Below are 25,505 nucleotides of genomic sequence, written 5' to 3' on the forward strand. Positions count from 1 at the left end.
TCATCCTTTAAAGAAAGCTAAACAGGCCAATCGCCATCGCAAGACCAATAAGTGGCACTACAACAGTAAGTGCGCCAACTGCCCAGTAAGCTGCTTGATGGGTTTCGTGACAAATTGCTCGTATGGTTGTCACTACGTAGCCATTGTGTGGCAGGGAATCTAATGCACCTGATGAAATTGATACAATACGGTGTAACTGGTCTGGTTCAACGCCTTGGTCCAAATAGTGCGGAGCAACAAGTGGTAAGGCAATGGCCTGCCCACCAGATGCACTGCCAGTAAGACCGGCAATTACGCTTACCGCAATTGCAGCACCGATTAACTCGTTACCGGGAATAGCCGTCATTAACTCAACGGTATTTTGAAAGGCATCGGTGTTTTTGGCGATAGAGCCAAAACCTACCACTGCAGCAGTATTACCGATTGCAATTAGCGCACCTGTCGTACCTGCATTTATGGCAGAGGACAAACTATGAAAGTGCGAATAATTAATGGCGAGCAAACACAATACGCCGCCTCCCAAAGCCAAAATAAGCGCCAGTTGTGCTAAAGACTCATGAAACAAAAATGAAATCACTAACACGACAATAAGCGGAATTATGCCTGTAAGCGGATGAGGTAGAGCACGCGTGCGTACTTCTGGATCGCTTTCACGGGCTTCAAAAACTTCACCGTCATTTACCGCTTTTCTGATCATTTTGGCTAACCACCAATACCCAAATACGGCCATAAACAATGCTACCACCAGGCTTACTTCCCACGCGGCAAAGGGCGACGTGCCCAAGTATTTTATGGGGATCCAGTTTTGGATTTCAGGCGAACCTGCCGATGTCATGGTAAATGTCACTGAGCCAAACGCCATTGCAGCAGGAATGAATCGTCGCGGCAAGTTGGCATCTTTAAACAGGCTCACGGCCATTGGATACACCGAGAATGCGACGACAAAAACACTTACGCCACCATAGGTTAAAATAGCGCATGCCAACACGACGGCCAACACCGCGCGTTTGTAGCCTATTTTAGTGATAATCCATCGAGATACTGCGTCGGCAGCGCCCGTATCTTCCATAAACTTACCGAACAACGCACCAAGTAAGAACATGAAAAACCACGACGCAATAAACCCTGAAAATCCGCTCATGTAGGTTTCAACAAAGTTTACGTCGCCGGTAAACACGGCAATGTTGTTGGTTAGTGCAACGACTAACGCACATAAAGGGGCTGCAATAAACAGATTCATTCCGCGTATTGTTAATACAATAAGCAGCAACAATCCGCCTACTAAGCCAATCATACTTAACATAGTTATTTCCTTTAAAAATCTGTGACCGCAGATGATCCGGAACAGTTAAGTCGATACGAGTTTTGTATAGCGCGACGTCGTTCAAAATAGAAAGACACCGTATAAATGCGATACAAATCAATTAAAAGCATAAAATTCAGTTTCAAAGTTTGACGTTACTTTTGTGAAAATCCCATAGTACGATGGTACTACATACTGTTAACAAATAATTAACTAAAGTGAGTTGGACCGTAGGCAATACATCCGGCAGTGAACAAAACTTAAAAGAAAAAAGGACTCACTATGTCACCATCTACACACACAACATCTGTCGCTTCTACACGTACAAGCGATGACACAAACTCACCACGGATGCGTCGTAGCATCTGCGCTGTTGCTGTGGCGGCAGGGCTATTATCATTGCCTGCGTTGGCGCAAGACGTAGAAAATGCAGCGGCGGAAAATGAGAAAGGAAAGTTAGAACGTATTGAAGTGACAGCGCGTAAAACCGTAGAGTCATTGCAAGAAACCCCTGTTGCCATTACGTCAGTTGGAGCAGCTGAATTGGGTGAAAAGGGGATTAGTGTCCTAACCGAGATACAACAGTTTTCGCCTAATACAACATTACAAACCAGTCGTGGTACCAACTCTACATTAACCGCTTTTATTCGCGGTTTAGGTCAGCAGGACCCACTATGGGGTTACGAGCCGGGTGTCGGTATTTACGTTGATGATGTTTATATTGCACGTCCTCAAGGTGCGGTGCTTGATTTACTGGATGTGCAGCGCATTGAAGTACTACGTGGTCCACAAGGCACACTCTATGGTAAGAATACTATTGGTGGCGCGGTTAAATACGTGACCAAAGAAATGTCTGGTGAAACGCAAATGAACGTTGAGGCGACAGTAGGTAGCTACAGCCAACGAGATGTGCGTGTTACTGGGCAATTTCCATTAGTTGAAGATACCGTTTACTTAGGTGTTGGCTATGCGAATCTCAATCGAGATGGTTTTGGCGAATATTTACTTAGCGCCTTGCCTAATCAAGATAAAGAGAACTACAACAAAGATTTATGGGCAGCACGAGTCACCTTAGAAATTCATCCAAGTGACGACCTATTTTTTAGAATCGGATGGGACAAAACGGAAGATACATCAAATGCCAAAGGCGGCTATCGTCTGTTACCCAGTATTTTAACCGATGCACCTGTACCTGACTCAGTATATGACTCTTATACCAGCCTACCTACATGGAACAAGGTTGAGTTAGAAGGTTACAGCTGGTTGGCGCGCTACAATGTCAGTGAAAATTTAGAGCTTAAATATATCGGTTCGCATCGCGAGAGCTACTCGCCAACCAATATCGATTTTGACAATACGCCGCTTCCTATCTTTGATGTGCCTGCAGAATATGATGACAGTAATGATACCCATGAGCTGCAAGCAAATTATGCAGGCACAAACTTTAGCTTAGTGTCTGGCTTGTATTTTTACGACGGTGAAAGCTGCGGTAATTTCGATGCAATACTAGGGGTACTTGGTGTGGCGCTTGGCGCACCTGGGTTGACCCGAGAAGTCACAGGCTGTAACAACTCTGAGAGTTGGGCTGCGTACGCACAACTTAACTATGACATTAGTGACAAAGTTTCATTGTCATTAGGTGCGCGTTATACAGATGAAGAAAAGTCGGCAGTGGTGAACAACGGTCTTATTTTTGCCAACGTTTATCCGTATACCGATTGGATCGATGGCTATGTCCGTCCTGATGGCCAGTTAGTGCCGCAGGTTCTGGGGTCTGATAGCGATGGTGACGGTGTACTTGATGCACCAGCCGTGCAAAGTTGGTCTCGCTTTACGCCAAGAGTCGGCATTGAGTATCAAATGAACCGCGATACCATGTTTTTCGCGAGCTATTCACAAGGCTTCAAGTCAGGCACGTTTAACCCTCGTGCCCAAGTTAACGAGCCAGGTGTAGAACCTGAAGTTGTAGATAGCTTTGAATTAGGTGTGAAGAGCGATTTAACTGACGCGCTTCGTATGAATGTTACCTTGTTTTCCTATGACCACAAAGATAGACAATACATCGGTGTAGAAGGCGACCTTTCCGATCCGACTGCACTTGATCAGCGTCTAAGAAATGCGGCTGAAACTGCGGCCAAGGGTGCTGAAGTTGAAATGACATGGGTTGCTACTGATAACCTACAATTCGATGTAGCCTATGGGTACATTGATTTTGAAATTAAGAAAAACAATGCAACGCCACCGCTTATTGGCCTAGCGAGTACGCCTGAAAATACGTTCAACTTTAACGCGAACTATTTATTTGAAACTGATTTCGGTGATATCTCGTTTAACGCCAATTACTACTACCGCGACGATTATTTGATTTTTGAAACCAGTGATCTTATTCAGCAAGATGCTTATGGCATGGTAAATCTGAGTGCGCGTTGGGAGAGTGTTGAAGGCGATTGGTACGCAGGATTACATGTTAAAAACTTAACGGACGAAGAATACCTCGTAGGCGGTTACGACTTTGTAACCCGTGATGAGCAAGGCAACTTTGGCCCTGGGCTAGGCGGTGATACAACGCTTATTGGTTACTATGGCGATCCTCGTACAGTACACCTCACCGTGGGCTACCGCTTTTAAGTCTATGCATTTTAATTAGCAACGAAGTTGCGTAATGCTATGTCACGCGTCGGGTCAAAATGGGTGTTCGAACACTACTTATTTTGGCTCGGCGTGATAGTATATAAATTAACAAAGTTGTTACACGTTGATTGCCTCATGCCTGTTAAAATATTGATTGCTGATGACCATCCCTTATTTCGCGCAGCGATGTGCCATGCACTCAGTACCATGGCTGATACGGCGCTAGTTGAAGCGTCAACGTTTCCTGAAACCCTCTCTTGCCTTGAAGAAGATGATGCCATTGAGCTTGTTTTCCTTGACTTAACTATGCCAGGCAATGAAGGCCTACATGGCTTATCAAGTATTCAAGCCCAATTCCCAGATGTTCTGGTTGTTATTGTCACCGCTCAAGAGTCAGCTTCATTAGTGCAAAAAGCTTTGGCACTTGGCGCCAGTGGGTTTATTCCAAAATCTGCGTCAATTGAGACTATTGTTGAAGCTGTAGAGCAAGTTCTCGATGGTGAAACATGGGCGCCATCTAATTTACAGCAAGAACAGTTTGTTGATGAAATTGATGACTTTCCCAGCAAGTTGCGTCAATTAACTCCGCATCAACTCAAAGTACTTCGCATGGTATCAGACGGCTTGCTTAACAAGCAGATTGCGTATGAGCTTGCCATCTCTGAATCTACGGTTAAACAGCATGTGTCGGCTGTGTTGAAGAAACTTGGCGTGATAAATAGGACCAAAGCGGGAATTGCGTTTAAAAATGCCATGCAGGTGTAGAAAATGGCAATAGATAACGGCATTCCCTTCATACTTTAGGGTAACAATACATACATTTGCCACTATCTCTACTACGCTTCTAAAAACACGTGTGAATATAGGGATTAAAAATTGGACAACAACGAGGTTATGCTCGAGGAAAAAGGAGAACCACGAGCGCTGTTAACGCAGTTGTTAAAGCCAATGGCTGCTGCTTTTTTTATTCTTTATGCAATGCTGTCGTTAAGTCATTGGTTGTTACTTACTGATGACTTCAAATGGATCTTGGTTGTTACTGCTATCACAACCACCGTGTATAGCTTGGTGTTAATGCTTATTGCGACACGAATAGGCGCGACAAAACAGCGTCTAGGTATTCTATCGCTTCTTGTATTCGGTACAGTTAACAGTTTTCTTCACTTCTGGTTATCACAATCTCCTGAGCAAGCGACCAATATTGTTATAGTTATCCTTGCTTCAGGTATCGTTTTGTCTAATAGGCGCGACTGGGTAACAGTAATAGCGCTCAACTGGATTGGCTGGCTTTTTGTAAACCTGTCTGTCGACATGCCCATGATGATGCATTTTCTTTTTGCGTTAATCATGGCAACCTTTTTAAGCTGGTTTGCTCACCTTGCAAGACAAAAGTTGATCATCAAGCAGGTTGAATTAGGACAAGAGAGAGATAACGCAATAGCGCATGAATTAAAAGCAAAAGCGGCGAGCGAAGCTAAAAGTACGTTTCTAGCAAATATGAGTCACGAAATCAGGACACCCATGAATGGCGTAATCGGTGTGATAGATGTCATTAGTCGAAGCAATTTAGCGGATACACAGGCACAGTTAATAGAGACGGCAAAACGTAGCGCCAATTCACTAATGGTCATCATCAACGACATTCTGGATATATCAAAAATAGAAGCAGGTGAGTTGAGTCTTGAAAATATTGAGTTTGATATTCTTAAGCTGACAACTGATCTGCAACAAGAGCATAAAGTTCAGGCAGAAAACAAAGCGTTGTGGCTAAGATTTGAACCTCAATCCATTGAGAATAACAACGTTATTGGCGACCCATACCGGCTGAAACAAATCTTCAATAACCTTATTTCAAACGCCATAAAATTTACAGAAAAAGGCGGCGTTACCATTCGGTATAAAACGATAAGTTGCGAAGATGCAGTGAAATTACAAGTAGAAGTTGTTGATACAGGGATAGGTATAAGCGAGAACGCCATTGATCATCTTTTTAATCCATTTTCACAAGCAGATAGTTCAACGACAAGAAAGTTCGGTGGTTCGGGATTAGGACTTGCAATAACCAAGCAATTGTGTGAGTTGATGGACGGCGAGATAACAGTAACTAGTACACCGAAAAAAGGCTCTGTATTCTCATTTTTTGTAACCCTATTGCCTGGAAGAAATGATATCAGCAGTATTACTGAACATTCACAATTTTTGCCATCGAACATCGATATCGCTTTGTTATTGGTAGAAGATAATGAAATAAACTTGCAAGTTATGTTAGCGATTTTAGATAACTTGGGTTGTAAAGTTGACGTCGCTCGAGATGGTGAAGAAGCGATAGACATATTGTTGAAGACAAATACGAATGTATACGACCTCATTTTAATGGACTGTCAAATGCCCAATATAGACGGCTATGAAGCCACTCGTATGATACGTGCGGGAAAGGCGGGTGATAACGTCAAAAACCTACCTATCGTTGCGCTAACCGCAGATGCTATGGAAAGTCAAAAAAAGAAGTGTTTTGACGCAGGAATGAATGACTACCTTACTAAACCCGTCAATGTTGATTTATTAAAAAACGTTTTGGCATCGTACTCAAAAATAAGATGCAGTATTTAATTCATCCATCAACGACTAAACCGAGTACAAAACACAATACCCCAATTTTTGCTGCGCAAAATTTAATCTTCTGATAACGTTACAACCAATTCCAGCTTCGCTTCTATTATTATGAAACAGCAACCTGCTCCTATTCCTCCCAGCAAAATGCTCAAAATTATTGAGGCTCAAACTGAGATATCAAAAATCGGATTGGATCTTGGTATGGTTATGTCGCTAACTACTGAAAAAGCGATGGAGTTACTTGATGCTGATGGGGCTGTCATTGAACTTGCCGAACAAGGCGACATGGTTTATCGCGCCGCGTCCGGTCTCCTAGCGCCTTTTTTGGGATTGAGGTTAGCGCAAAATTCGAGTTTGTCTGGCTTATGCGTCGCACAAGAAAAAATTCTTTATAGCGACGATGTTATGCAAGACGATAGAGTTGATAAAACAGCCTGTAAACGCGTTGGGATAAACTCGATGCTTGTAGTGCCGCTTAAATATCACGATAGTTGTGTAGGGGTGTTAAAAGTCGCATCTAAAACCACTCAGTTCTTCGGACATTCTGAAACCTATATACTGTCGTTAATCTCAGATATGGTCGCAGCAATCATCTTTCATGCTATCGAGTTTTCCAAGGACGAATTGTACTACAAGGCAACACATGACTCGCTTACTGGTATTGGTAATCGTGCAAAGCACTACGACGACCTGCGCCAAAGAATAGAACTGGCAAAAAAGAACAACAGTAAGTTTTCGCTAGTGCTGTTTGATATGGATGGGTTAAAAAGCATCAATGACACCTATGGGCATAGTGCAGGAGATGAAGCCATTAAGACCTTTGCCAATCTGTTGTCTCAAACTTATAAATCGCAGGGTTTAGTTGCAAGATTAGGAGGGGACGAGTTTGCCGCTATTTTTCCTTCAGTTGTGTCGAAAGAGCAAGTACAAAACATGGTTAGCGTATTGTTTCGTCAGTTGGCACAGTCATGGAACTGGCAGGGCCAAACTCTGCAACTACAATCAAGTGCGGGGTACTCAATCTTCCCTGATGATGGTCAAACCGTGAGCACGTTGATGGAAGTGGCGGATCAAAACATGTATCGCCAAAAAAAAGAAAAACATAAATCAGTGGGGTAGCGCTTCTAACCCAAACCTTGTTTCAAAAGACGTTTGAGCGCGGCTGGCTTAACAGGTTTTGGTAAATACGCCATTCCTAACGATGCGGCTTCTTCTCTAATTTCGTTGCTGCGGTTAGCGGTGATCAGTAAGGTGACATCAAAAGACACACCTTGTTGTTGAAGCGCATTTACGCATGCTGTACCTGTTTCTCCCGCGTTGAGATGGTAGTCAGCAAGCAAAACATCAAAGTGCAATTTTTCGGGCTGCTTATCTTTTACCCCTTTTATCCATGTCACGCTGGCTCCCCAATCACCTAAAAGTGATTGCATTGCACTGGCAACCTGCTCGTCGTTTTCGATCAGCAATATTGTTCGGTTGGTTAAAAATGCATGGTGGCTTGAAAGCGAACTTGCTGCATCTTCGTCACGCTGCTTCACACTTTGTTTAGATAAATGTGTCTGGCTGCTAGCCGAATTTTGATTAGCCAGTGGAACGTGCACAGAGAAACTGCTCCCTTTATCCAGCTCGGATTTAAGCGTGATACGATGCGCTAACAGGCGACATATTCTATCTACAATAGTGAGCCCTAAACCAATACCTTCACTGCTATTATGATTTTCTAACTGATGAAACTCGCTAAAGATATCTTGCTGCTGATGCGCGGCAATACCGCTACCAGTATCATACACCACCACTTTTATATCTTCAGCATCCAGTATTCTTCTGACACCCACTAATACTTTACCTGTATGCGTATAACGAACCGCATTTGAAAGCAGGTTTTGTAATACTCTTCTAAGTAGGTTCTTATCACTGTAAACGAATACTTTTGTGGGCACATAGCGAAGCGCTATGCCTTTTTGATGTGCGATTATGGTGAACTCTTGAACCAACGAAGAAAGCATTTCATCTAATGAGAATATGGATTTTTGGGCCTTTAATACGCCCGCATCTAGCTTCGTCATATCAAGAAGCATGGTCAGCAGGCTTTGCGCGTTATTCAATGAGTTGACCACGCCTTCAGATAAGCTAGACAGTTCACCGCCCGCTGTTTTTTTGCTTAACATAGATGCAAATAAGGTCGCGGCATTGAACGGCTGCATAAGATCGTGCCCCGCAGCAGCAAGAAACTTTGTTTTACTGTCATTGGCTTGCACCGCTTGGCGTTTGGCTTCTTCGAGTTCTGCGGTGCGCTTTACAACGCGAGCTTCTAACTCTGATTTCGCTGTTTCTAACGCCTTTTGAATCGCAATATATTCGGTTATGTCACTGTAAGTAGTCACGTAGCCGCCACCTGGAAGTGGAGCACCGTTTAGCTCTATCACTCTGCCATCAGGTTGCTTTCGAATAAATTTATGACGGCTTCCATTAAGCATAAAGTCGACGCGCTTATTTATTTCGTCTTGAATTGCTTGTGAGGGCGTTTGGCTTTGCAATGAGGCACTAAAAAGGCCGCGCTGAGCATTGTAATTAAGAATATCGGTAATGGGCATGCCGGCTTTTAAAAAGCCCTTCGGGTAGTTGAAAAGCTCGATATATCTATCGTTCCAGGCCAGAAGTTGAAGTTTCTCATCAAGCACACTGATCCCTTGCTCGATATTTTGCACTGAGGACTGCAGTACTTCGTGGTTAAACTGAAATGATTGAGAAGCTTCTTCAACCCAATCCACTAACTCAGGTAGTGCGTCACTGCCGGTGTCAGCAACGGCCCCAAGTAAAATACGGGCACTCGGCGCACCTACTTGTGCGGCAAGCAATTTATCAACGCGTTCTATAAGTGCGTGACTGGCGTAACCTCCGGCAAAGGCGCGATCCACATCTACCGATAATTGTTGCGTTAGTTTTTGCTGTGCATCAACATCAAGCACCCGTTCGGTAAGCGACATCAAATCTTTCACTTTTACCATAAACCTCGGTGCAGTAGCATGCTGAGCGTTACCTTCGTCAGGCAAGGACGCCTTAGCGTGTGTTGCCAGCGCAACAACAATAAAGGTAGCGCAATTGGCCAACAACGAATAGCCAAACCCAAGGCCTAAGGCTTCGTCAGTAGGAGGCGGGTTAAAGTAATAACTGGATAATAAACTTGGGTAGAGTAGAAAAGTACACCAACAAATAAAGCCTGCGAGTAGCGCAAGTAAAGCGGCAGCGCGGGTACTTTTTTTCCAATACAGGCCAAACATAAGAACAGGCAGGCATTGGCCTAACAGCGCGATGGCCAGCACGCCGCTTTTAACAAGCGGAGCGGCTTGACTGATGTTAAGGTGATACCACAGCGCGATACTTAATACCACCAACACGGTTAGCCGCCGTATGGTCAATATCTGGTTTGGCTGCATAGAGTGACCAGAGGCTGTTTTTAACCGAGCCTTTAACCACAGCGGCGTAACGACGTTGTTTGAAATCATAATTCCCATGGCCAATGTGGCTACGATGACCATGCTGGTGGTTGCCGATAGTCCACCGATAAATGCAAATGAAGAGACGGCGATGTTGTCCGCTTGGAGAGGCAAGGCCAATACGTAAGCGTCAGAATTGATACTTGCTGGCAGCAGCATTTTGCCCGCCAATGCAATTGGAATGAGAAATAGCGTCATACCCAATAAATAAAGCGGGAACAGCCATCTTGCAGTACGTAGTTCACCCTCACCATTGTGCTCGACAAAATTCATATGAAATTGGCGGGGCAGCACAAACATAGAGCAAATACCCAATAAAACGTGTGACAAATACACCCAGGGTGCACTATCTGCGTAAATGACTTCTCTGGCTGCGTCGTTAGACGAGGCCTTTGCCACGAGATCAAGCACGCCGTCAAAAAGAGAGAAACACACGAAAATACCAACTGCCCACAGGGCGAGTAACTTAATCAAAGATTCGAAGGCAATAGTCAGCAATAGCCCGGGGTGCTTGTCGGTAAGGTTCAAAGAGCGGGTACCAAATATGATGGCAAAAAGCGCCATTAGGCCTGCCACATAAATACTTACTTGAGGGTTACTTGATTGTTGATCGCCTGTAATAAGGCTAATGGACTTTGTGATAGCATCAAGCTGAAGCGCAATGTAAGGGATAACCCCAACAAAACATAACAACGTAACGAAGGCCGCAATTAAGTGAGAGTGCCGGTATTTCAGCGAGATAAGATCGGCCAGCGAACTAATATTATGTTGTTGGCATAAGCGGCTAATATGCAAAACAACCGGAAACGCAAATGCCATGGTTAAGATGATCCCCATGTAGGTGGGAATAATTGCCCAACCGTATTGCGCCGCTTGTGACGTTGTGCCGAAAAAAGCCCAAGAAGTGCAGTGTACACCAAGACCTAGACTGTAAAGGATGGGATGTTGCTGATTATCGCGCAGGCGCTTATCGCCCCAAAACGCGACGGCAAAAAGCGCAAACAAGTACACGCCAACAAGGGTGCCTACTGTCCAAATACTTAACATAAGAAATCCGTGAAAAAACAACAGCTCAGTTAATCTCGAGCACGGTGTTTACATTAACACGCTTTTTACAAGTCGTCGTTTAATTGTGTATGGTTTTATACCGTACTCTAGTGCTGTTGGGCGGCAGTTGAGCTTTAAAAGAGGCACCGTTTTCTTAGTGCTATATCACTATCCACAGAAACGTCGCGACGACTCCTGCCAAAACCGCATAGACCAACATAGGCAAGACCGTTTTTCGCAGGATCTGGCCTTCCGCATTGTGTAACCCTAGTACACTTGCTACAGCAACAATGTTGTTGATACATACCATGTTACCCAATGCTGCGCCGACGGATTGAAGTGCAAGGACAAGTGTGAGGTGAAAGTCCGTACGGCTGGCTACTTCGGTCTGTATAGCGCCAAACGTTAAATTTGAAATTGTTGCAGAGCCAGAAAAAAAGGAACCCAACGCTCCCAAAAAAGGCGCGAAGAAAAGCCACGCGCCACCAAACGTATTAGCGAGATTATTACCTATCAGGTACACCGGTGCGCTTTTTTCACCCATCATCATCAAGGTCACAAATATAAGTGCCCCAGTGAGTGCAAAAAGCGGCTTTTTCATTTGCGAGACGGTGTTACTCACCACCTGAGATACCTCTGAAATGCTGCTTTTACAGATAGCGAGCATCGCAAAGGACACAAGCCAAAATGGCAAAATCGCCGGAATGTAGAGGAGTGATAAGCTCCACTCTGTTTGCGTGTTTAAGATAGCTTCCCAGCTTATTACACCTGAATGGCCTATAGTAAATCGCCCTATATTTTCAATTGAAAAGCTGACCATTGGGTGGGGAGAGGATAGCCATGATTTAAAGGGCAGAAATGGTAGACGAGTGACAATTAATACCAAAATAGTTCCCCAAATCGGAAAACTGGCTTTTGCAAGCCTCATCAAAGGAATATTGGAGGCGTTAGCAGAATCAGCAGAAGATGTTGCCGCCTTTTCCAACCCTACACCTCTTTTGGCAAACATAATTGATGCCGCAAGCCCAATAAGACCGCCGATAAGCGAAGGGAACTCATAACTAAAAAAAGAAACGGCAACGAAAGGAAGCATGGTGGCGGTGATACACAACAATACATACAAAGCATTTGCTTTTATCTGTTGCCAGCTAAGCACACATTTAAGCGCGATAAAAGGGATAACAAAACTACATACTAAATGAATAAGCGCTGATAGCTTGCCAACGGTGAGCTGCACATCTTCAGATAGCGCTAAAGGTGCAAAGCCAAACCATGTTGGTGTGCCAACGGCACCAAATGAGACAGGTACTGAGTTCATGACCAAAACGAGTACAGCAACACGAAGCGGAGCGTAGCCAATACCCACAAGAATAGGGGCGGCAAGGGCCGCGGGGGTGCCAAAACCACTTGCACCTTCAATTAAGAAGGGAAACGCCCACCCAACGATAACAAGTTGTGCCACGGGGTTAGTCGAAACGTTGTTGAGGTGCGACTTTATTACTTCCATTGCGCCAGTACTATCGAGCACCTTAAAAAGAAAAATAGCGCTACCAATAATTAGTACAGGTGTCAGTGAGAGTAAGCCTCCTAATATTACATTGGCGTGTACCTGTAGCGAAGTGAAAGGAAAAACAAATAGACAAAGCAGATAGACAGTGGCGGCTGATAGAGGAAGTGCCACGCTTGCCGGTAAACTTTTTTTCTTTACCATCAGGTAGATAAGGAATGCTACAGGGAAGTAGGCACACAGTAGAAGCAACGAAGAAGGCATTGTTATTCCTTAACAAAATTGCATGAAATAATAATAGGGCGAGGTTTTTTAAAATTCATCCACAAAAATAATGTGGATACCCTTGATCGCCCCAAAACTAGCCCCATTAATAAGCGCAACAGAATAATTTCCAGAAACTCATCGTAGTTTTTGGTCAATGCCTAATTAGAAAAACGTTTGGAGGTAGGCATGAGCGATAATCGCGACGTGCAGGCAGAACAAGAAAATACAGTAGATGAAACTGTGCAAGCGGCGGATGCGCAGGTTGACGCAGATGCGGTTGAGGGTGCTGACGCACCGCTTGATGAAAACGCACAGCGTATTTACGAGCTAGAAACTGCATTGTCTGAGGCGCAAGCCACAGTAAAAGAGCAGCAAGACAGTGTACTTCGTGCCAGAGCCGACGCTGAAAATGCCCGTCGTCGTGCGGAAGGCGAAGTAGAAAAAGCGCGTAAGTTTGCGCTAGAACGCTTTGCTGGCGAACTCCTTCCGGTTATCGATAACCTAGAGCGTGCTATCGAAATGACCGATGCTGAGAACGAAGCTGTGAAGCCTTTGTTGGAAGGTGTGGAAATGACCCACAAAACTTTCCTTAGCACTATTGAGAAATTCGGATTAAGCCTTATTGATCCGCAGGGCGAAACCTTCAACCCTGATTTGCATCAGGCAATGTCGATGCAAGAAAGTGCAGACCACGAGCCAAATACGGTGATGGCGGTTATGCAAAAAGGTTATCAAATTAACGGCCGCTTGTTACGCCCTGCCATGGTTATGGTATCGCGTGCGCCAAGTGGTGGTGTGGACACGCAAGCGTAAGTCACGCTTTTTGCGATAAACACACAAAAATGTCAGTTTTTTTACTGACAACTATTGAAAAGATTGGGGAATAACCCCACTAAAAGTACAGAATTAAGAAACTTTTTCGGAGACACGAAATGGGTAGAATCATTGGTATCGACTTAGGTACAACGAATTCATGTGTCGCAGTTCTAGACGGCGACAAACCTCGCGTAATTGAAAACGCGGAAGGCGACCGTACAACTCCTTCAATCATCGCTTACACAAACGATGGTGAAACACTTGTAGGTCAATCAGCGAAGCGTCAGGCGGTAACAAACCCTGAAAACACTTTATTCGCTATCAAGCGTCTAATTGGTCGTCGCTTCCAAGACAAAGAAGTACAACGTGACATCGACATCATGCCTTTTAAAATTGTAGGCGCTGATAACGGTGATGCATGGGTAGAAGCGAAAGGCGAGAAAATGGCGCCACCGCAGATTTCTGCCGAAGTACTTAAGAAAATGAAGAAGACCGCTGAAGATTATCTTGGCGAGCCAGTAACAGGCGCAGTTATCACTGTTCCTGCATACTTCAACGACTCTCAGCGTCAAGCGACAAAAGATGCGGGTCGTATCGCAGGTCTTGAAGTTAAGCGTATTATCAACGAGCCAACTGCTGCTGCTCTTGCATACGGCATGGACAAGAAGCAAGGCGACAACGTTGTTGCGGTATACGACTTAGGTGGTGGTACATTTGATATCTCTATCATCGAAATTGATGAAGTAGATGGCGAGCACACGTTTGAAGTACTAGCGACTAACGGTGACACACACCTTGGTGGTGAAGACTTCGATAACCGTGTTATCAACTACCTAGTTGAAGAGTTCAAGAAAGATCAAGGCATCGACCTTCGTAAAGATCCGCTAGCTATGCAGCGTCTTAAAGAAGCGGGCGAGAAAGCCAAAATCGAACTTTCTTCTTCACAACAGACAGAAGTTAACCTGCCTTACATCACTGCTGATGCAACAGGTCCTAAGCACTTAGCGATTAAGCTTACTCGTGCAAAACTTGAGTCTTTGGTTGAAGACCTAGTTAAGAATTCACTTGAGCCGCTTAAGCAGGCACTAGCTGATTCGGATCTTTCTGTTGGCGACATCAACGACATCATCCTAGTTGGTGGTCAAACACGTATGCCACTTGTGCAGAAGTATGTGACTGAGTTCTTTGGTAAAGAGCCACGTAAAGACGTTAACCCTGATGAAGCAGTAGCAGTAGGTGCGGCAATTCAAGGTGGTGTACTTTCTGGTGACGTTAAAGACGTACTACTTCTAGACGTTACGCCTCTGTCTCTAGGTATCGAGACAATGGGTGGTGTGATGACTGCGCTTATTGAGAAGAACACGACTATCCCTACTAAGAAGTCGCAAACGTTCTCGACAGCGGAAGATAACCAGTCTGCGGTAACAGTACACGTACTACAAGGTGAGCGTAAGCAGTCAAGCGGCAACAAGTCTCTTGGTCAGTTCAACCTTGAAGGCATTCGTCCAGCAGCGCGCGGTGTGCCGCAAATCGAAGTAACATTCGACCTTGATGCTGATGGTATCTTACACGTGTCTGCGAAAGACAAAGACACAGGTAAAGAGCAGAAGATCACTATCAAAGCTTCTTCAGGCCTAAGTGATGAAGAAGTAGAAAAAATGGTAGCAGACGCAGAAGCGAACAAAGAAGCTGATGCGAAGTTTGAAGAGCTAATTCAAGCGCGTAACCAAGCAGATGGCATGATCCACGCTACGCGTAAGCAGCTTGAAGAAGTGGGCGATGCACTAAGTGCTGAAGACAAAGCGCCAATCGAAGAAGCGCTTACTGCTCTTGAAACAGCGTCTAAAGGCGAAGACAAAGCGGAAATCGAAGCGAAAACGCAAGAACTTATTCAAGCGTCTAGCAAGCTGATGGAAGCAGCGCAAGCACAACAAGCGGCCGCTGGCGGCGCTGAAGGTGCAGAGCAACAAGCGTCTGGTAAAGCAGATGACGACGTTGTTGACGCTGAGTTCGAAGAAGTGAAAGACGACGATAAAAAATAAGCTGTTGCGAAAGGCCCACGGTATAGTGAGTGGGCTGTTTTTAGCAGTTCAGGCGCAGCAGGAAATTCTTGTTGCGCCTTTGTTGTGTAAATGACTTGGAACATTTAGTTAAAAGGTCAGGTTATTTTCACAACAGTCAGATGTAGATTCGATGGGCGTTAAACGCTTATCGACAAAAAAGTAGGATAAGTGAACGATATGTCGAAACGTGACTACTACGAAGTACTCGGGGTAGATAAGAGCGCAGGCGAACGCGAAATCAAAAAAGCGTATAAAAAGCTGGCGATGAAGTATCACCCTGATCGTACGCAAGGCGATAAAGCACTGGAAGATAAGTTTAAAGAAATCCAGGAAGCCTACGAAATTCTGTCAGATTCGCAAAAACGTGCCGCTTATGACCAGTATGGTCACGCAGGCGTTGATCCAAATCGTGGTGGCGGCGGCTTCGGCGGCGGTGCTGACTTTGGTGATATTTTCGGTGATGTATTTGGTGATATCTTCGGTGGTGGCGGTCGTGGTGGCCGTCAGTCTCGTGCCCGTCAAGGCTCAGATCTTCGCTACAACTTGGAGTTGTCGCTAGAGGAAGCTGTGCGTGGCAAGAGCGTAGATATACGCGTACCAACCCTTGTCGAATGTGATGTATGTGATGGCTCTGGTGCGAAGAAAGGTTCATCGCCAAAAACCTGTCCAACCTGTCATGGTAACGGGCAAGTGCAAATGCGTCAGGGCTTCTTTGCAGTGCAACAGACATGTCCAACATGTTCTGGTAAAGGTAAGATCATTGAAGACCCGTGTGACAGCTGTCACGGTCACGGTCGCAAAGAGAAAACCAAAACCCTTAATGTTAAGATTCCAGCGGGCGTTGACACAGGCGATCGTATCCGTCTTTCAGGCGAAGGTGAAGCCGGCGAAAACGGTGCACCAGCAGGAGACCTTTACGTTCAAGTGCACGTGCGCGACCACGATATTTTCCAGCGCGATGGAAACAACCTGTACTGTGAAGTACCGCTAAGCTTTACGACCGCTGCACTGGGTGGTGAGCTAGAAGTGCCAACACTTGATGGCAAAGTTAAGCTTAAAATTAGCCCAGAAACGCAAACCGGCCGTATGTTCCGCTTGCGCGGTAAAGGCGTTAAGTCAGTACGCAGTGGTGCAATGGGCGACTTGATGTGTAAGGTTGTGGTGGAAACACCAGTAAATCTATCTGCACGCCAAAAAGAATTGCTACAAGAGCTTGAAGACTCGGTTGGCAAGGCATCTGGTAAGCACAGCCCGAAAGCGCAAGGCTTCTTTGACGGTGTGAAGAAGTTCTTTGACGACTTAACTAACTAAGTCTCACCAGCTTACTCTTCGGCCAGCGTAATGCGTTTCCATTTCGCTGGCCAACGCTTTCTCTTGAAACATTCCATCCATTGCGCTATTCCTAGCGCGTTTAAAGTAAAATCTTTTTTTGATACTGTAATACGGTAATTACGGATAATTCATACCCGAGAAGGATTTTGCAGTGGCGAAGTTACTATTTTATATCGGCATCTTTTTACTACTTGTAGTGGTTGGTGGTGCAATCTTTTTTTCACACTACAGCGCAAGATTTGGCAAGGTGGGCGATAGATGTGTCGACAACTTTGAAACTAGCCAAATGCAATACTGCGTTAAATACGAATTTGAGTACCTTACACTAACCACCAGCTTCAAACAGCCAAATGGCGACGACGTCTCATTTAATACCGATATCATTGTGCACCGTGGCGATGAAATTAAATTCGAACACTACAATATAGTGGTGAAATCCAGTACGGCTATTTCGAGTGCGAAGGCCTTTATAGATAGCATTAAGGTGGGTATGGAATCAGCGGCCAACAGCGGCGGCTTCTCCTCGCGCTATGTTAAAATTAACGGCATGAGTGTCACCGAGCCAGTAACGAACGACGCAGGACAGCGCTGGTCATCGGTGATTGAAAATGGACAGTCAGAAACCAGTATTGCAAAAGTAGCGTCGGATATGTGGGAAAGGTTTAATTCCGAAAACAATAGGGATGGTTTTATTTTAGTTACCAAACCTTCTGGTGAACCCTCATATTTAATTTATGCCGCCGATGGTACCCAGAGCGTGAGTGCTGATTTTGCAGCAAAAGGAAATAAAAGTGATCATAGTGGTTCTGAGTTAACGTTTAAAGCGAGTTTTCCAACCAGAGTACTGAACGGCTTCATGGATGCAGTGAGAACGTTTTTCGAATCAATGGATTCGAGTATGAGACCACAATGCAGAGTAGCCTTTAACGGCGATGAGGCAATGATGCAGGCTGAAGTCTCTTGTTCGTAATATCGGCTTGGTTTGGCTGTGGGCTGAATTGACTAATGTTTAACACCCATTGTCCTGATTTACCCGTGCTTTCATCTCAGCATTGCACATTAGCGCTTGTGCTAAACAAAAAACTTAGTCACGATGAAAGAATATTATTAACGAGTTTCGTTTTTTAAAGCGAACCGTAACCAAGTGAAAAATAAACCTAAAGGGAACAGGCATGAGACGTTTTTCAAAACTAATGGTAGCCGCTGCTTCTGCGGCAACACTAATTTCAAGTACCGTAGTTGCAAGTGGAGTAACCGAAGCTTCTTCGGCAAAACACGCGAAGGCAGCTACGCAATATCGTCAAGCGATGTTTCAGCTGGTTAGAAGTAACATGGGGCCGCTTGGCGGCATGGCCAAAGGGGCCTTGCCGTTCGATGAAAGCGTAATGCAGACCAATGCGGTGCGCCTAGAGCAATTGGCTGACATGATGGGAGATTACCTCGCTGTTGATACAAGAAAATTTGATGTGGAAACAGGCGCGAAAGACGAAATTTGGGAAAGTTTTTCGGATGTGGAAACGAAGATAATGGCATTGAAAACAGCCTCACAAGGTCTACAAGCAGCCGTAAAAGCGGGCGATGAGAGTGCTTATCGTGGTGCCATCGGAAAAATAGGTGCAAGCTGCAAATCGTGCCACGACGATTATAAAAAAGACTAACTCTCTGTATAAAAGGCGACTTACGAAAAATAACTAAGGCGCCTTTTTTGCTCATTAGCCTTACTCACTTTACTCAAATTCCTATTTTAGTCTAATAGCGTTCGTACAATGCTGTAGTGATTATTGCGTCTCTCAACGTTCGCACGTTTACTCTTTTATTTATTAAGTGAAATGAATATTGTTTTCATTATTGCTGGAATATCGAACAGTTTTTCAGTAATGTTTTAATGTATTCGATGGCGTTTCTTTTCCTATTCGCTTGTAGCCTATAGCCCGCAAGTGTTTTTTTTCCGGATGCTGTACTACGCCGAATGTTTTGCTACAACATAAGCAAGTATTCGAAAGGTTGGCATAGATGGATTTACGCAGTAAACGCATGTTGATGAACATTCAATGTTCACAACAACAGTTCAACAAGCTTCTTGATAATACTAAGCAGCGAGCCGACGCTCGTTGTGTATTGTTTGCGTCTATCAACCCACATAACGGAAATGCAACTATCATTGAAACAGACAGCGAATATGCTTTTTTAGAAGGCGATGTTATTAAATGTCCAATGCATGTCAGTTTAATGGTATCAATGACCACACTCAGTGCGCCAATCTCCGCATGCGATTTTGCACTACCGTCGGCGTTACAGCAATTCTCAGATGGCTTTATCGTCATCGCATCAATTAGCAACCTTCAAAATGAAGTTGTGGGTGTGTTACTTTCTTTCTTCAAAACGCCATTTCTTACCGCACAACAGCAAGATTACGTCGATATTGCTCGACAAAAAGTTGAAATAGGCCTTCATTATCAATTGTCGCAACATCCTTACTCTGAGCGTTTAGAAACCCAGATTAATTTATTAGAAGAAGTTAGTACACTGTCTAAAGTGGGGGCGTGGGAGGTAGACCGACTCTCTGGCGTGTTAACGGCCACTTCAGTGACTAAGGAGTTGTTAGGACTAGAGCATTTGTCGAAAATTAACATAAGACGTGCATTCGACTTTTTTGATAGTGATACGCGTCAGCAGTTGCGCAAACTATTACACAAAGCGATTAGGCGAGATAAATCGTTTGTGCATTACTTCGATTTTGTTAATGCAAAAGGTCAGCGCAAAAGTGTTAAGCTTACTACGCATTTGCAGTACTCAACTGAAAGAGCACAACGAGGAAGAGTTTCACGTCTGTATGGCGCAATTCAAGACGACTCTGATGTTCAGAGGTTGTCTGAATCTCAGCAGAACTTTACAGAATATATGGCTACGCTTTTAAATAGTGCTCAGGTCGTAGTGATGAGTTTTGATAAATCGGGCACAATTTTGTCTGTAAACAATCGCGTAGATACCATGCTCGGGTTCAAGCCTGAGGATTTGATTGGGCAAGATGTGAGGTTGCTGATCACTTATCGCAAAGATGCACAACAACGCTCAATACTTCTTGCGAATGCCACAGACGAGCAACAATGTTTGCCAAACTGCGGTTCAATTGAGGCAATACGTCATAAAAGTGGTCGGCGAATAGCCTGTGAGATACGAGTGGTCCAAAACACTATTCATAACCAGAATATTTCAATAGCAACCATTAGCGACGCTACGACTCACATTCACCAATTGGAGCATTTAAAAGAGTTAGCGTTTAGAGAAAGTGTAACGGGTTTACAAAACACCCATTTACTTACTCACTATATTAATGAATTAAACCCTTCATCTGAGCAACTTAAGTCTCATTGTGCCTGCTTACGGGTGTCAGTGAAAAATACCGAAGAATATGAGCGCGCATACGGACAGCCAACCGTGGGATACATACTGCGGGTATTTGCACAGCGTCTCCATCGCGTTTTTGAAAATAATCCGAGTCAAGATTATCTGTTATGTAAGGCCGAAGGCAGCACATTTTATCTGTTTATAAAGGCATTTTTTCATTCGGAAGAAGAGGCAGCAAAAGCAATTGATACAGCCTATATGCTCTTGCAGGAACATGTTTTGCTGCCAGTCAATATGCACAATGACCTATTGAAAGTGCATGCCCAATTATCAAGTTGCATTTTATTATACCGACATTTATCCAGTAGGAAGTTGTTTGACTTGTTATGCGACAGACCAGATAGACGCTACCTTCCCCTCAAGGACTGTGTTATTTCAGCTGAATATTGTCGTGTTAATAACCTTGACGTTGAGCGCCACAACTACATAAAGCATTCCTTTAACCGCGCACTGGCACAAGGCGAGTTTTTTATTGAACTTCAACCGCAATACAATGACGATCGAAAGCTTACTAAGTCAGAAGTATTGGTGAGGTGGAAACATCCACAATTAGGCGTGATGTTTCCACAAGACTTCATTACTGTTGCCGAAGAGTGCGACTACATCGCCGACCTCGATTTATGGGTGTGTAATGCGGCGTGTGAACTACTCAGTGAGTGTATTGAGAATGGCGCGCCTACACTACTATCGCTCAATTTAAGCGCGCGACATCTGGCGCGGGGTGACTTCATTTGTAAGTTCATTGCAATCGTTGATAAATGGAAATTGCCTCGTAATTTACTCTCTTTAGAGCTAAGAGAAAGTGCTTTAGTTGACAGCGTTAACACCATACAAGCCAGAGTATATGAATTAGTCAATTTAGGCTTTCTTGTTTCCATCGACAATTTTGGTACCGCAAATACTAACTTCAATATACTGCAGACGTTGCCGCTAACAGAAATTAAAGTACACAAAAAGTTTATAGCTAATTTGGCAAGCTCTACATCTGATCGGTTGGCAGTAAAGCACTTTTGTTATCTCGCACGATCTTTGCGCCTAAACGTAGTGGCGTCAGGTGTAGAGAATGAAGAACAACTTAGCCATGCAAAACAATGTGGCTGCATCGCGTTTCAAGGCTACTTTCTTGATAAGCCCATGGGCGTTTCACAGTGGAAAGATAAGTTTCAGTTCTCAACACCACAATGACCCTTTCATTGCGCGGCTAGTGTGAATCACGTTTTCTTAAGACAAATGAAGTGAAGTATTAGCGAAGTGTTTTTAACGACTGTTTTCGTAAAAGTAATCAATTAATTTTCATTTTTTTCAATGGTTTGTCGACTATAAGCCTGAAGTCTTATAAGCAGTATTGAACGATCCGTTGTAGTGTTTCAGTAAACCCTACAATGGATATGGTTATGAACTATAAAAATGAATACCTTGCCTCTACCAATTCATCTGATGACTTCTGGTTAGAAAAGTCTGGTGCGCTAGCGTGGTTCAGCAAACCACAAAAAGGCTGCACATCGTCTTCAAATGGCTATTTTGATTGGTTTAAGGGCGGCAAGCTTAATACCAGCTATCTGGCACTCGATCATCACGTTAAGGAAGGGCGCGGTGACAAGACCGCACTTATCTACGACTCGCCAGTGACAAACACAGTTGCACATTATACCTACGAAGCGCTCTTAAATGAGGTGGCAACATTTGCGGGGGCCTTAACAAGGCTTAATGTGGGCAAAGGTGATAGAGTTATTATTTATATGCCTATGATCCCACAAGCAGCAATTGCAATGCTGGCTTGTGCCCGAATAGGGGCCATTCATTCAGTTGTATTTGGTGGATTCGCATCAAATGAACTGGCTGTTCGAATTGATGATGCTACGCCAAAACTCATTGTTACGGCTTCTTGTGGTATTGAAGGCAAGAAATTACTGCCTTACAAACCACTTGTTGATGAAGCAATTCAGTTAGCGACACATAAGCCAAATGGATGCATTCTTTTTCAGCGCCCTCAGCACAAAGCTAAACTCGATACGGGATACGACCACGATTGGGATTATCTTATGTCTACAAGCGAGGCCGTAGCGGCTACTGAACTTGATTCAACTGATCCGCTTTACGTACTCTACACTTCAGGTACAACCGGAAAGCCCAAAGGGGTAGTACGCGACAATGGTGGGCACGCGGTAGCCCTAAACTATTCTATGGAGGCCATTTACGGCATTAACCAAAATGACGTGTTCTGGGCTGCATCTGATGTGGGTTGGGTTGTGGGCCATTCTTATATTGTTTATGGGCCACTAATCAAAGGTGCGACCACGGTTATGTATGAAGGCAAGCCAGTGGGTACACCCGATGCTGGGGCATTTTGGCGGATGGTGGAAGCCCACCGTATCAATGTCTTATTTGCAGCCCCTACCGCTTTTCGCGCAATTCGAAAAGAAGATCCCGAAGCTTCTTTCATTGAACAATACAACATTTCAAGTTTACGTACGCTGTTCATGGCTGGTGAACGGCTCGATCCTCCTACTTATTATTGGGCCCATGAGAAAGTGGGCGTTCCTGTTATTGATCACTGGTGGCAAACCGAAACAGGCTGGCCAATTTGCTCAAATCCCATGGGAATTGAAGCCATGCAAACTAAACCGGGCTCGTCGAGTGTTCCCACTCCTGGTTTTAATGTAAAAGTACTGCAAAGTGCTACCCAAGAGCAGGAGAGGGGAGAAAAAGGTGCTATCGCAATTCAATTACCACTACCGCCTGGCTGCATGATGACAATTTGGCAGGATCATGAGAGGTTTGTTGATGGTTACCTGCGAGAATTTGAGGGCTACTACAGTACAGGTGACAACGGCTATATTGATGAAGACGGTTTTGTCTTTATCATGGGACGTACCGACGATGTCATAAACGTGGCAGGCCATCGCCTATCAACAGGAGAAATGGAAGAAGTCCTTGCAGCGCACCCTGCCGTAGCAGAATGCAGTGTTATTGGGATCCACGATGCACTTAAAGGACAAATGCCGGTGGGACTCGTATTGCTCAAAGATGGTGTCAATATTGATGAAGCGGAGCTGGAAAAAGAACTGATTACTCGTGTAAGAGAGACCATTGGACCCGTTGCTAGTTTCAAAAGAGCCATTGTAGTCAATCGATTACCCAAAACGCGCTCAGGTAAAATTTTGCGCAAACTACTTAGACAAATAGCCGCCAATGAGTCGGTAACTGTACCGTCTACCATTGACGACCCTGCCAGCGTTAGCGAAATAACCTCGCTTATGAAAGAGAAAGGTTTGGTATTAAACGCCGAATAAATAGTTAGTAATAATAGTACTCACCTGCACCTGGTGTTGGTGGGTACACCTCTATAGCAACATAGACGATTGCTGCGGCGACTATGGCAACAGCCAGTGCCAAACGCATACGGGAATGAAAAATGCCGAGGTCTCGTGTTTCTTTGGCACCATCTATCATGGGCGGTACAAGTTTTTGCTTTTTGTAGATTGTGTAAAACACAACGGCTGCGATGTGCAGACCAATAACGTAAAGCAATGCATCAAAGGCTACGTGATGTATTGTGCTCATTATTGCTAACGTCTCTTCATCAGCTAACTGGCGGTAGGGACCGTCGAGAAATACATCGTCGGTCATATACAACCCTGAAATGGCTTGAACCGCCACTAGCAGCAACATAACAATAACAAACAAGCCACCAAGCGGGTTATGACCGAGAGATTCTGGTGAGTCTTTATCAAAAAGTGTTTTTGCGTAGCCCCAAACCGCGCGAGGCCCTTTCACGAAACTGGCAAACCTGGCGTGCTCAGTTCCAATTATTCCCCACATCACCCTAAACGTAATAAGAAATAGCGTGAAATAACCAATATAAAAATGCCACTGAATGGCATTATCGAGCCATTCGGCCGTCACATACTGCGCAATAAGACTTACTACTAACAACCAGTGAAATGCACGTGTGGGCAAATCCCAAATAAGCACTTTTTCCATATAAAGTTCTTCGATCCCAATAAATAAACCACCATATTACCTAAAATACGGGGCTATTAAACTGGTTTAAAGGGTAGCTTTTTGTTTTATGGTTGGCTTGCGGGCAAACAAACCAACCCGTACCATCGGCATTAATATATCTAATACCATAATCACATTGCATTAGGCTCGGTATTTGGCACAATGCCAGCAAGTTTGAAGGTAATGAATAAGTGTAAGCATAATGATGAAAGTAGGATTATTTGGCGCCAATGGGCGTATGGGACGCGTGCTGATAGAGGCACTTGACTTAAGTGAAAACGCAGAACTTAGTGTCGCTACGGTAAGAGATGACTCGCCTTGGGTTGGCATGAATGTGGGTGAGCTAGCAGGAATTGGTAAAAAAGAGGTAGATTGCACTGCGGTTTCATTGCTGTCAGGAGATGACGCCGATGTAATGATTGATTTCACGCTTCCATCGATTATCGAAAATAATCTAGCGTGGTGCGTGAAACATAAGATGCCTGTAGTGATAGGCACAACTGGCCTTAACGACGAGCAGTTAGCCGCTTTAAACGACGCTGCTAAGCACATCCCAATTGTTTTTGCAGCTAATTACAGTGTTGGCGTCAATCTTATGTTGTCATTGGTTCGCCAAGCCGCAAGTGTACTAGGTAATACCGCCGACATTGAGATTACAGAAGCCCATCACAGATTTAAGCAAGACGCACCTTCGGGTACGGCAATGGCAATTGGTGAAGCTATTGCAGATGAGTTAGGAAGAGACTTAAAGACGTGTGCGGTATACGGTAGAGAAGGAAAAGAGCCAGAGCGCGATCAAGGGACAATCGGCTTTGCAACTGTCAGGGCAGGGGACATTGTAGGTGAGCATACTGCGCTTTTTGCCGACATTGGTGAGCGATTAGAAATAACGCACAAGGCTTCAAGTCGATTAACTTTTGCGAAAGGTGCTGTTCATGCTGCGCAATGGTTGTATGGCAAGGAACCTGGTCTATACTCCATGGTGGATGTACTTAATTTAAAGGTGTAACTCCTCT

The 25,505-nt window shown here is 44.5% G+C and carries 16 protein-coding genes; 12 read left to right on the forward strand and 4 right to left on the reverse strand.

The window, feature by feature from the left end:
• Window positions 1-7: 7 nt before the first annotated feature.
• Window positions 8-1,303, reverse strand: coding sequence for a GntP family permease (locus OZ660_RS07205; RefSeq protein ID WP_159628046.1), 1,296 nt, complete (start codon window positions 1,301-1,303; stop codon window positions 8-10).
• 282 nt (window positions 1,304-1,585) lie between these two features.
• Here OZ660_RS07205 and OZ660_RS07210 point away from each other — a divergent pair, with 282 nt between their 5' ends.
• The 4 genes from OZ660_RS07210 (at window position 1,586) to OZ660_RS07225 (ending at window position 7,666) form a co-directional block, all read left to right on the forward strand.
• Window positions 1,586-3,931, forward strand: a complete 2,346-nt coding sequence (locus OZ660_RS07210) for a TonB-dependent receptor (RefSeq protein ID WP_274743024.1) — start codon at window positions 1,586-1,588, stop codon at window positions 3,929-3,931.
• Window positions 3,932-4,069: 138 nt separating this feature from the next.
• Window positions 4,070-4,699 (forward strand): response regulator, encoded by a 630-nt coding sequence (locus tag OZ660_RS07215; RefSeq protein WP_274743025.1) that lies wholly within the window; start codon window positions 4,070-4,072, stop codon window positions 4,697-4,699.
• Between the two features lie 111 nt (window positions 4,700-4,810).
• The gene (locus OZ660_RS07220; protein WP_274743026.1) at window positions 4,811-6,544 is read left to right on the forward strand and encodes an ATP-binding protein; all 1,734 of its coding nucleotides are present in this window, start codon (window positions 4,811-4,813) and stop codon (window positions 6,542-6,544) included.
• Between the two features lie 111 nt (window positions 6,545-6,655).
• Complete coding sequence (locus OZ660_RS07225; RefSeq protein ID WP_202264782.1) at window positions 6,656-7,666, forward strand: sensor domain-containing diguanylate cyclase; 1,011 nt, start codon at window positions 6,656-6,658, stop codon at window positions 7,664-7,666.
• Between the two features lie 5 nt (window positions 7,667-7,671).
• Here OZ660_RS07225 and OZ660_RS07230 read toward each other — a convergent pair whose 3' ends face one another.
• Both OZ660_RS07230 and OZ660_RS07235 read right to left on the reverse strand, forming a co-directional pair.
• Complete coding sequence (locus tag OZ660_RS07230) at window positions 7,672-11,091, reverse strand: hybrid sensor histidine kinase/response regulator (protein WP_274743027.1); 3,420 nt, start codon at window positions 11,089-11,091, stop codon at window positions 7,672-7,674.
• 160 nt (window positions 11,092-11,251) lie between these two features.
• Complete coding sequence (locus tag OZ660_RS07235; RefSeq protein WP_274743028.1) at window positions 11,252-12,862, reverse strand: L-lactate permease; 1,611 nt, start codon at window positions 12,860-12,862, stop codon at window positions 11,252-11,254.
• A gap of 189 nt (window positions 12,863-13,051) precedes the next feature.
• On the opposite strand from OZ660_RS07235, the gene grpE reads away from it, so the two are divergent.
• From grpE to OZ660_RS07270, 7 genes are all read left to right on the forward strand, one after another.
• Window positions 13,052-13,678: a nucleotide exchange factor GrpE gene (gene grpE / locus OZ660_RS07240; protein ID WP_274743029.1), complete on the forward strand. Its 627-nt coding sequence runs from the start codon at window positions 13,052-13,054 to the stop codon at window positions 13,676-13,678.
• A 119-nt stretch (window positions 13,679-13,797) separates the two neighbouring features.
• Window positions 13,798-15,723 (forward strand): molecular chaperone DnaK, encoded by a 1,926-nt coding sequence (dnaK, locus tag OZ660_RS07245; RefSeq protein ID WP_274743030.1) that lies wholly within the window; start codon window positions 13,798-13,800, stop codon window positions 15,721-15,723.
• A gap of 198 nt (window positions 15,724-15,921) precedes the next feature.
• On the forward strand, window positions 15,922-17,055 hold the full coding sequence (dnaJ, locus tag OZ660_RS07250) for a molecular chaperone DnaJ (protein WP_202264805.1): 1,134 nt from the start codon (window positions 15,922-15,924) through the stop codon (window positions 17,053-17,055).
• A 172-nt stretch (window positions 17,056-17,227) separates the two neighbouring features.
• Window positions 17,228-18,046, forward strand: a complete 819-nt coding sequence (locus OZ660_RS07255; RefSeq protein WP_274743031.1) for a hypothetical protein — start codon at window positions 17,228-17,230, stop codon at window positions 18,044-18,046.
• A gap of 202 nt (window positions 18,047-18,248) precedes the next feature.
• Window positions 18,249-18,734 (forward strand): c-type cytochrome, encoded by a 486-nt coding sequence (locus tag OZ660_RS07260; RefSeq protein WP_274743032.1) that lies wholly within the window; start codon window positions 18,249-18,251, stop codon window positions 18,732-18,734.
• 355 nt (window positions 18,735-19,089) lie between these two features.
• Window positions 19,090-21,669, forward strand: coding sequence for an EAL domain-containing protein (locus OZ660_RS07265; RefSeq protein ID WP_274743033.1), 2,580 nt, complete (start codon window positions 19,090-19,092; stop codon window positions 21,667-21,669).
• 209 nt (window positions 21,670-21,878) lie between these two features.
• A complete protein-coding gene (locus tag OZ660_RS07270) occupies window positions 21,879-23,777 on the forward strand; it encodes a propionyl-CoA synthetase (RefSeq protein WP_274743034.1) in 1,899 nt (632 codons plus the stop codon).
• 4 nt (window positions 23,778-23,781) lie between these two features.
• Here the strand turns inward: OZ660_RS07270 and OZ660_RS07275 are convergent, their stop codons facing one another.
• Window positions 23,782-24,468, reverse strand: coding sequence for a cytochrome b/b6 domain-containing protein (locus OZ660_RS07275; protein WP_274743035.1), 687 nt, complete (start codon window positions 24,466-24,468; stop codon window positions 23,782-23,784).
• A 226-nt stretch (window positions 24,469-24,694) separates the two neighbouring features.
• On the opposite strand from OZ660_RS07275, the gene dapB reads away from it, so the two are divergent.
• Entirely contained in the window at window positions 24,695-25,498 is an 804-nt protein-coding gene (gene dapB, locus OZ660_RS07280; RefSeq protein WP_274743439.1) for a 4-hydroxy-tetrahydrodipicolinate reductase, read from the forward strand.
• Window positions 25,499-25,505 lie beyond the last annotated feature (7 nt).

Source organism: Alteromonas sp. 009811495, from assembly GCF_028865455.1.
Classification (GTDB): domain Bacteria; phylum Pseudomonadota; class Gammaproteobacteria; order Enterobacterales; family Alteromonadaceae; genus Alteromonas.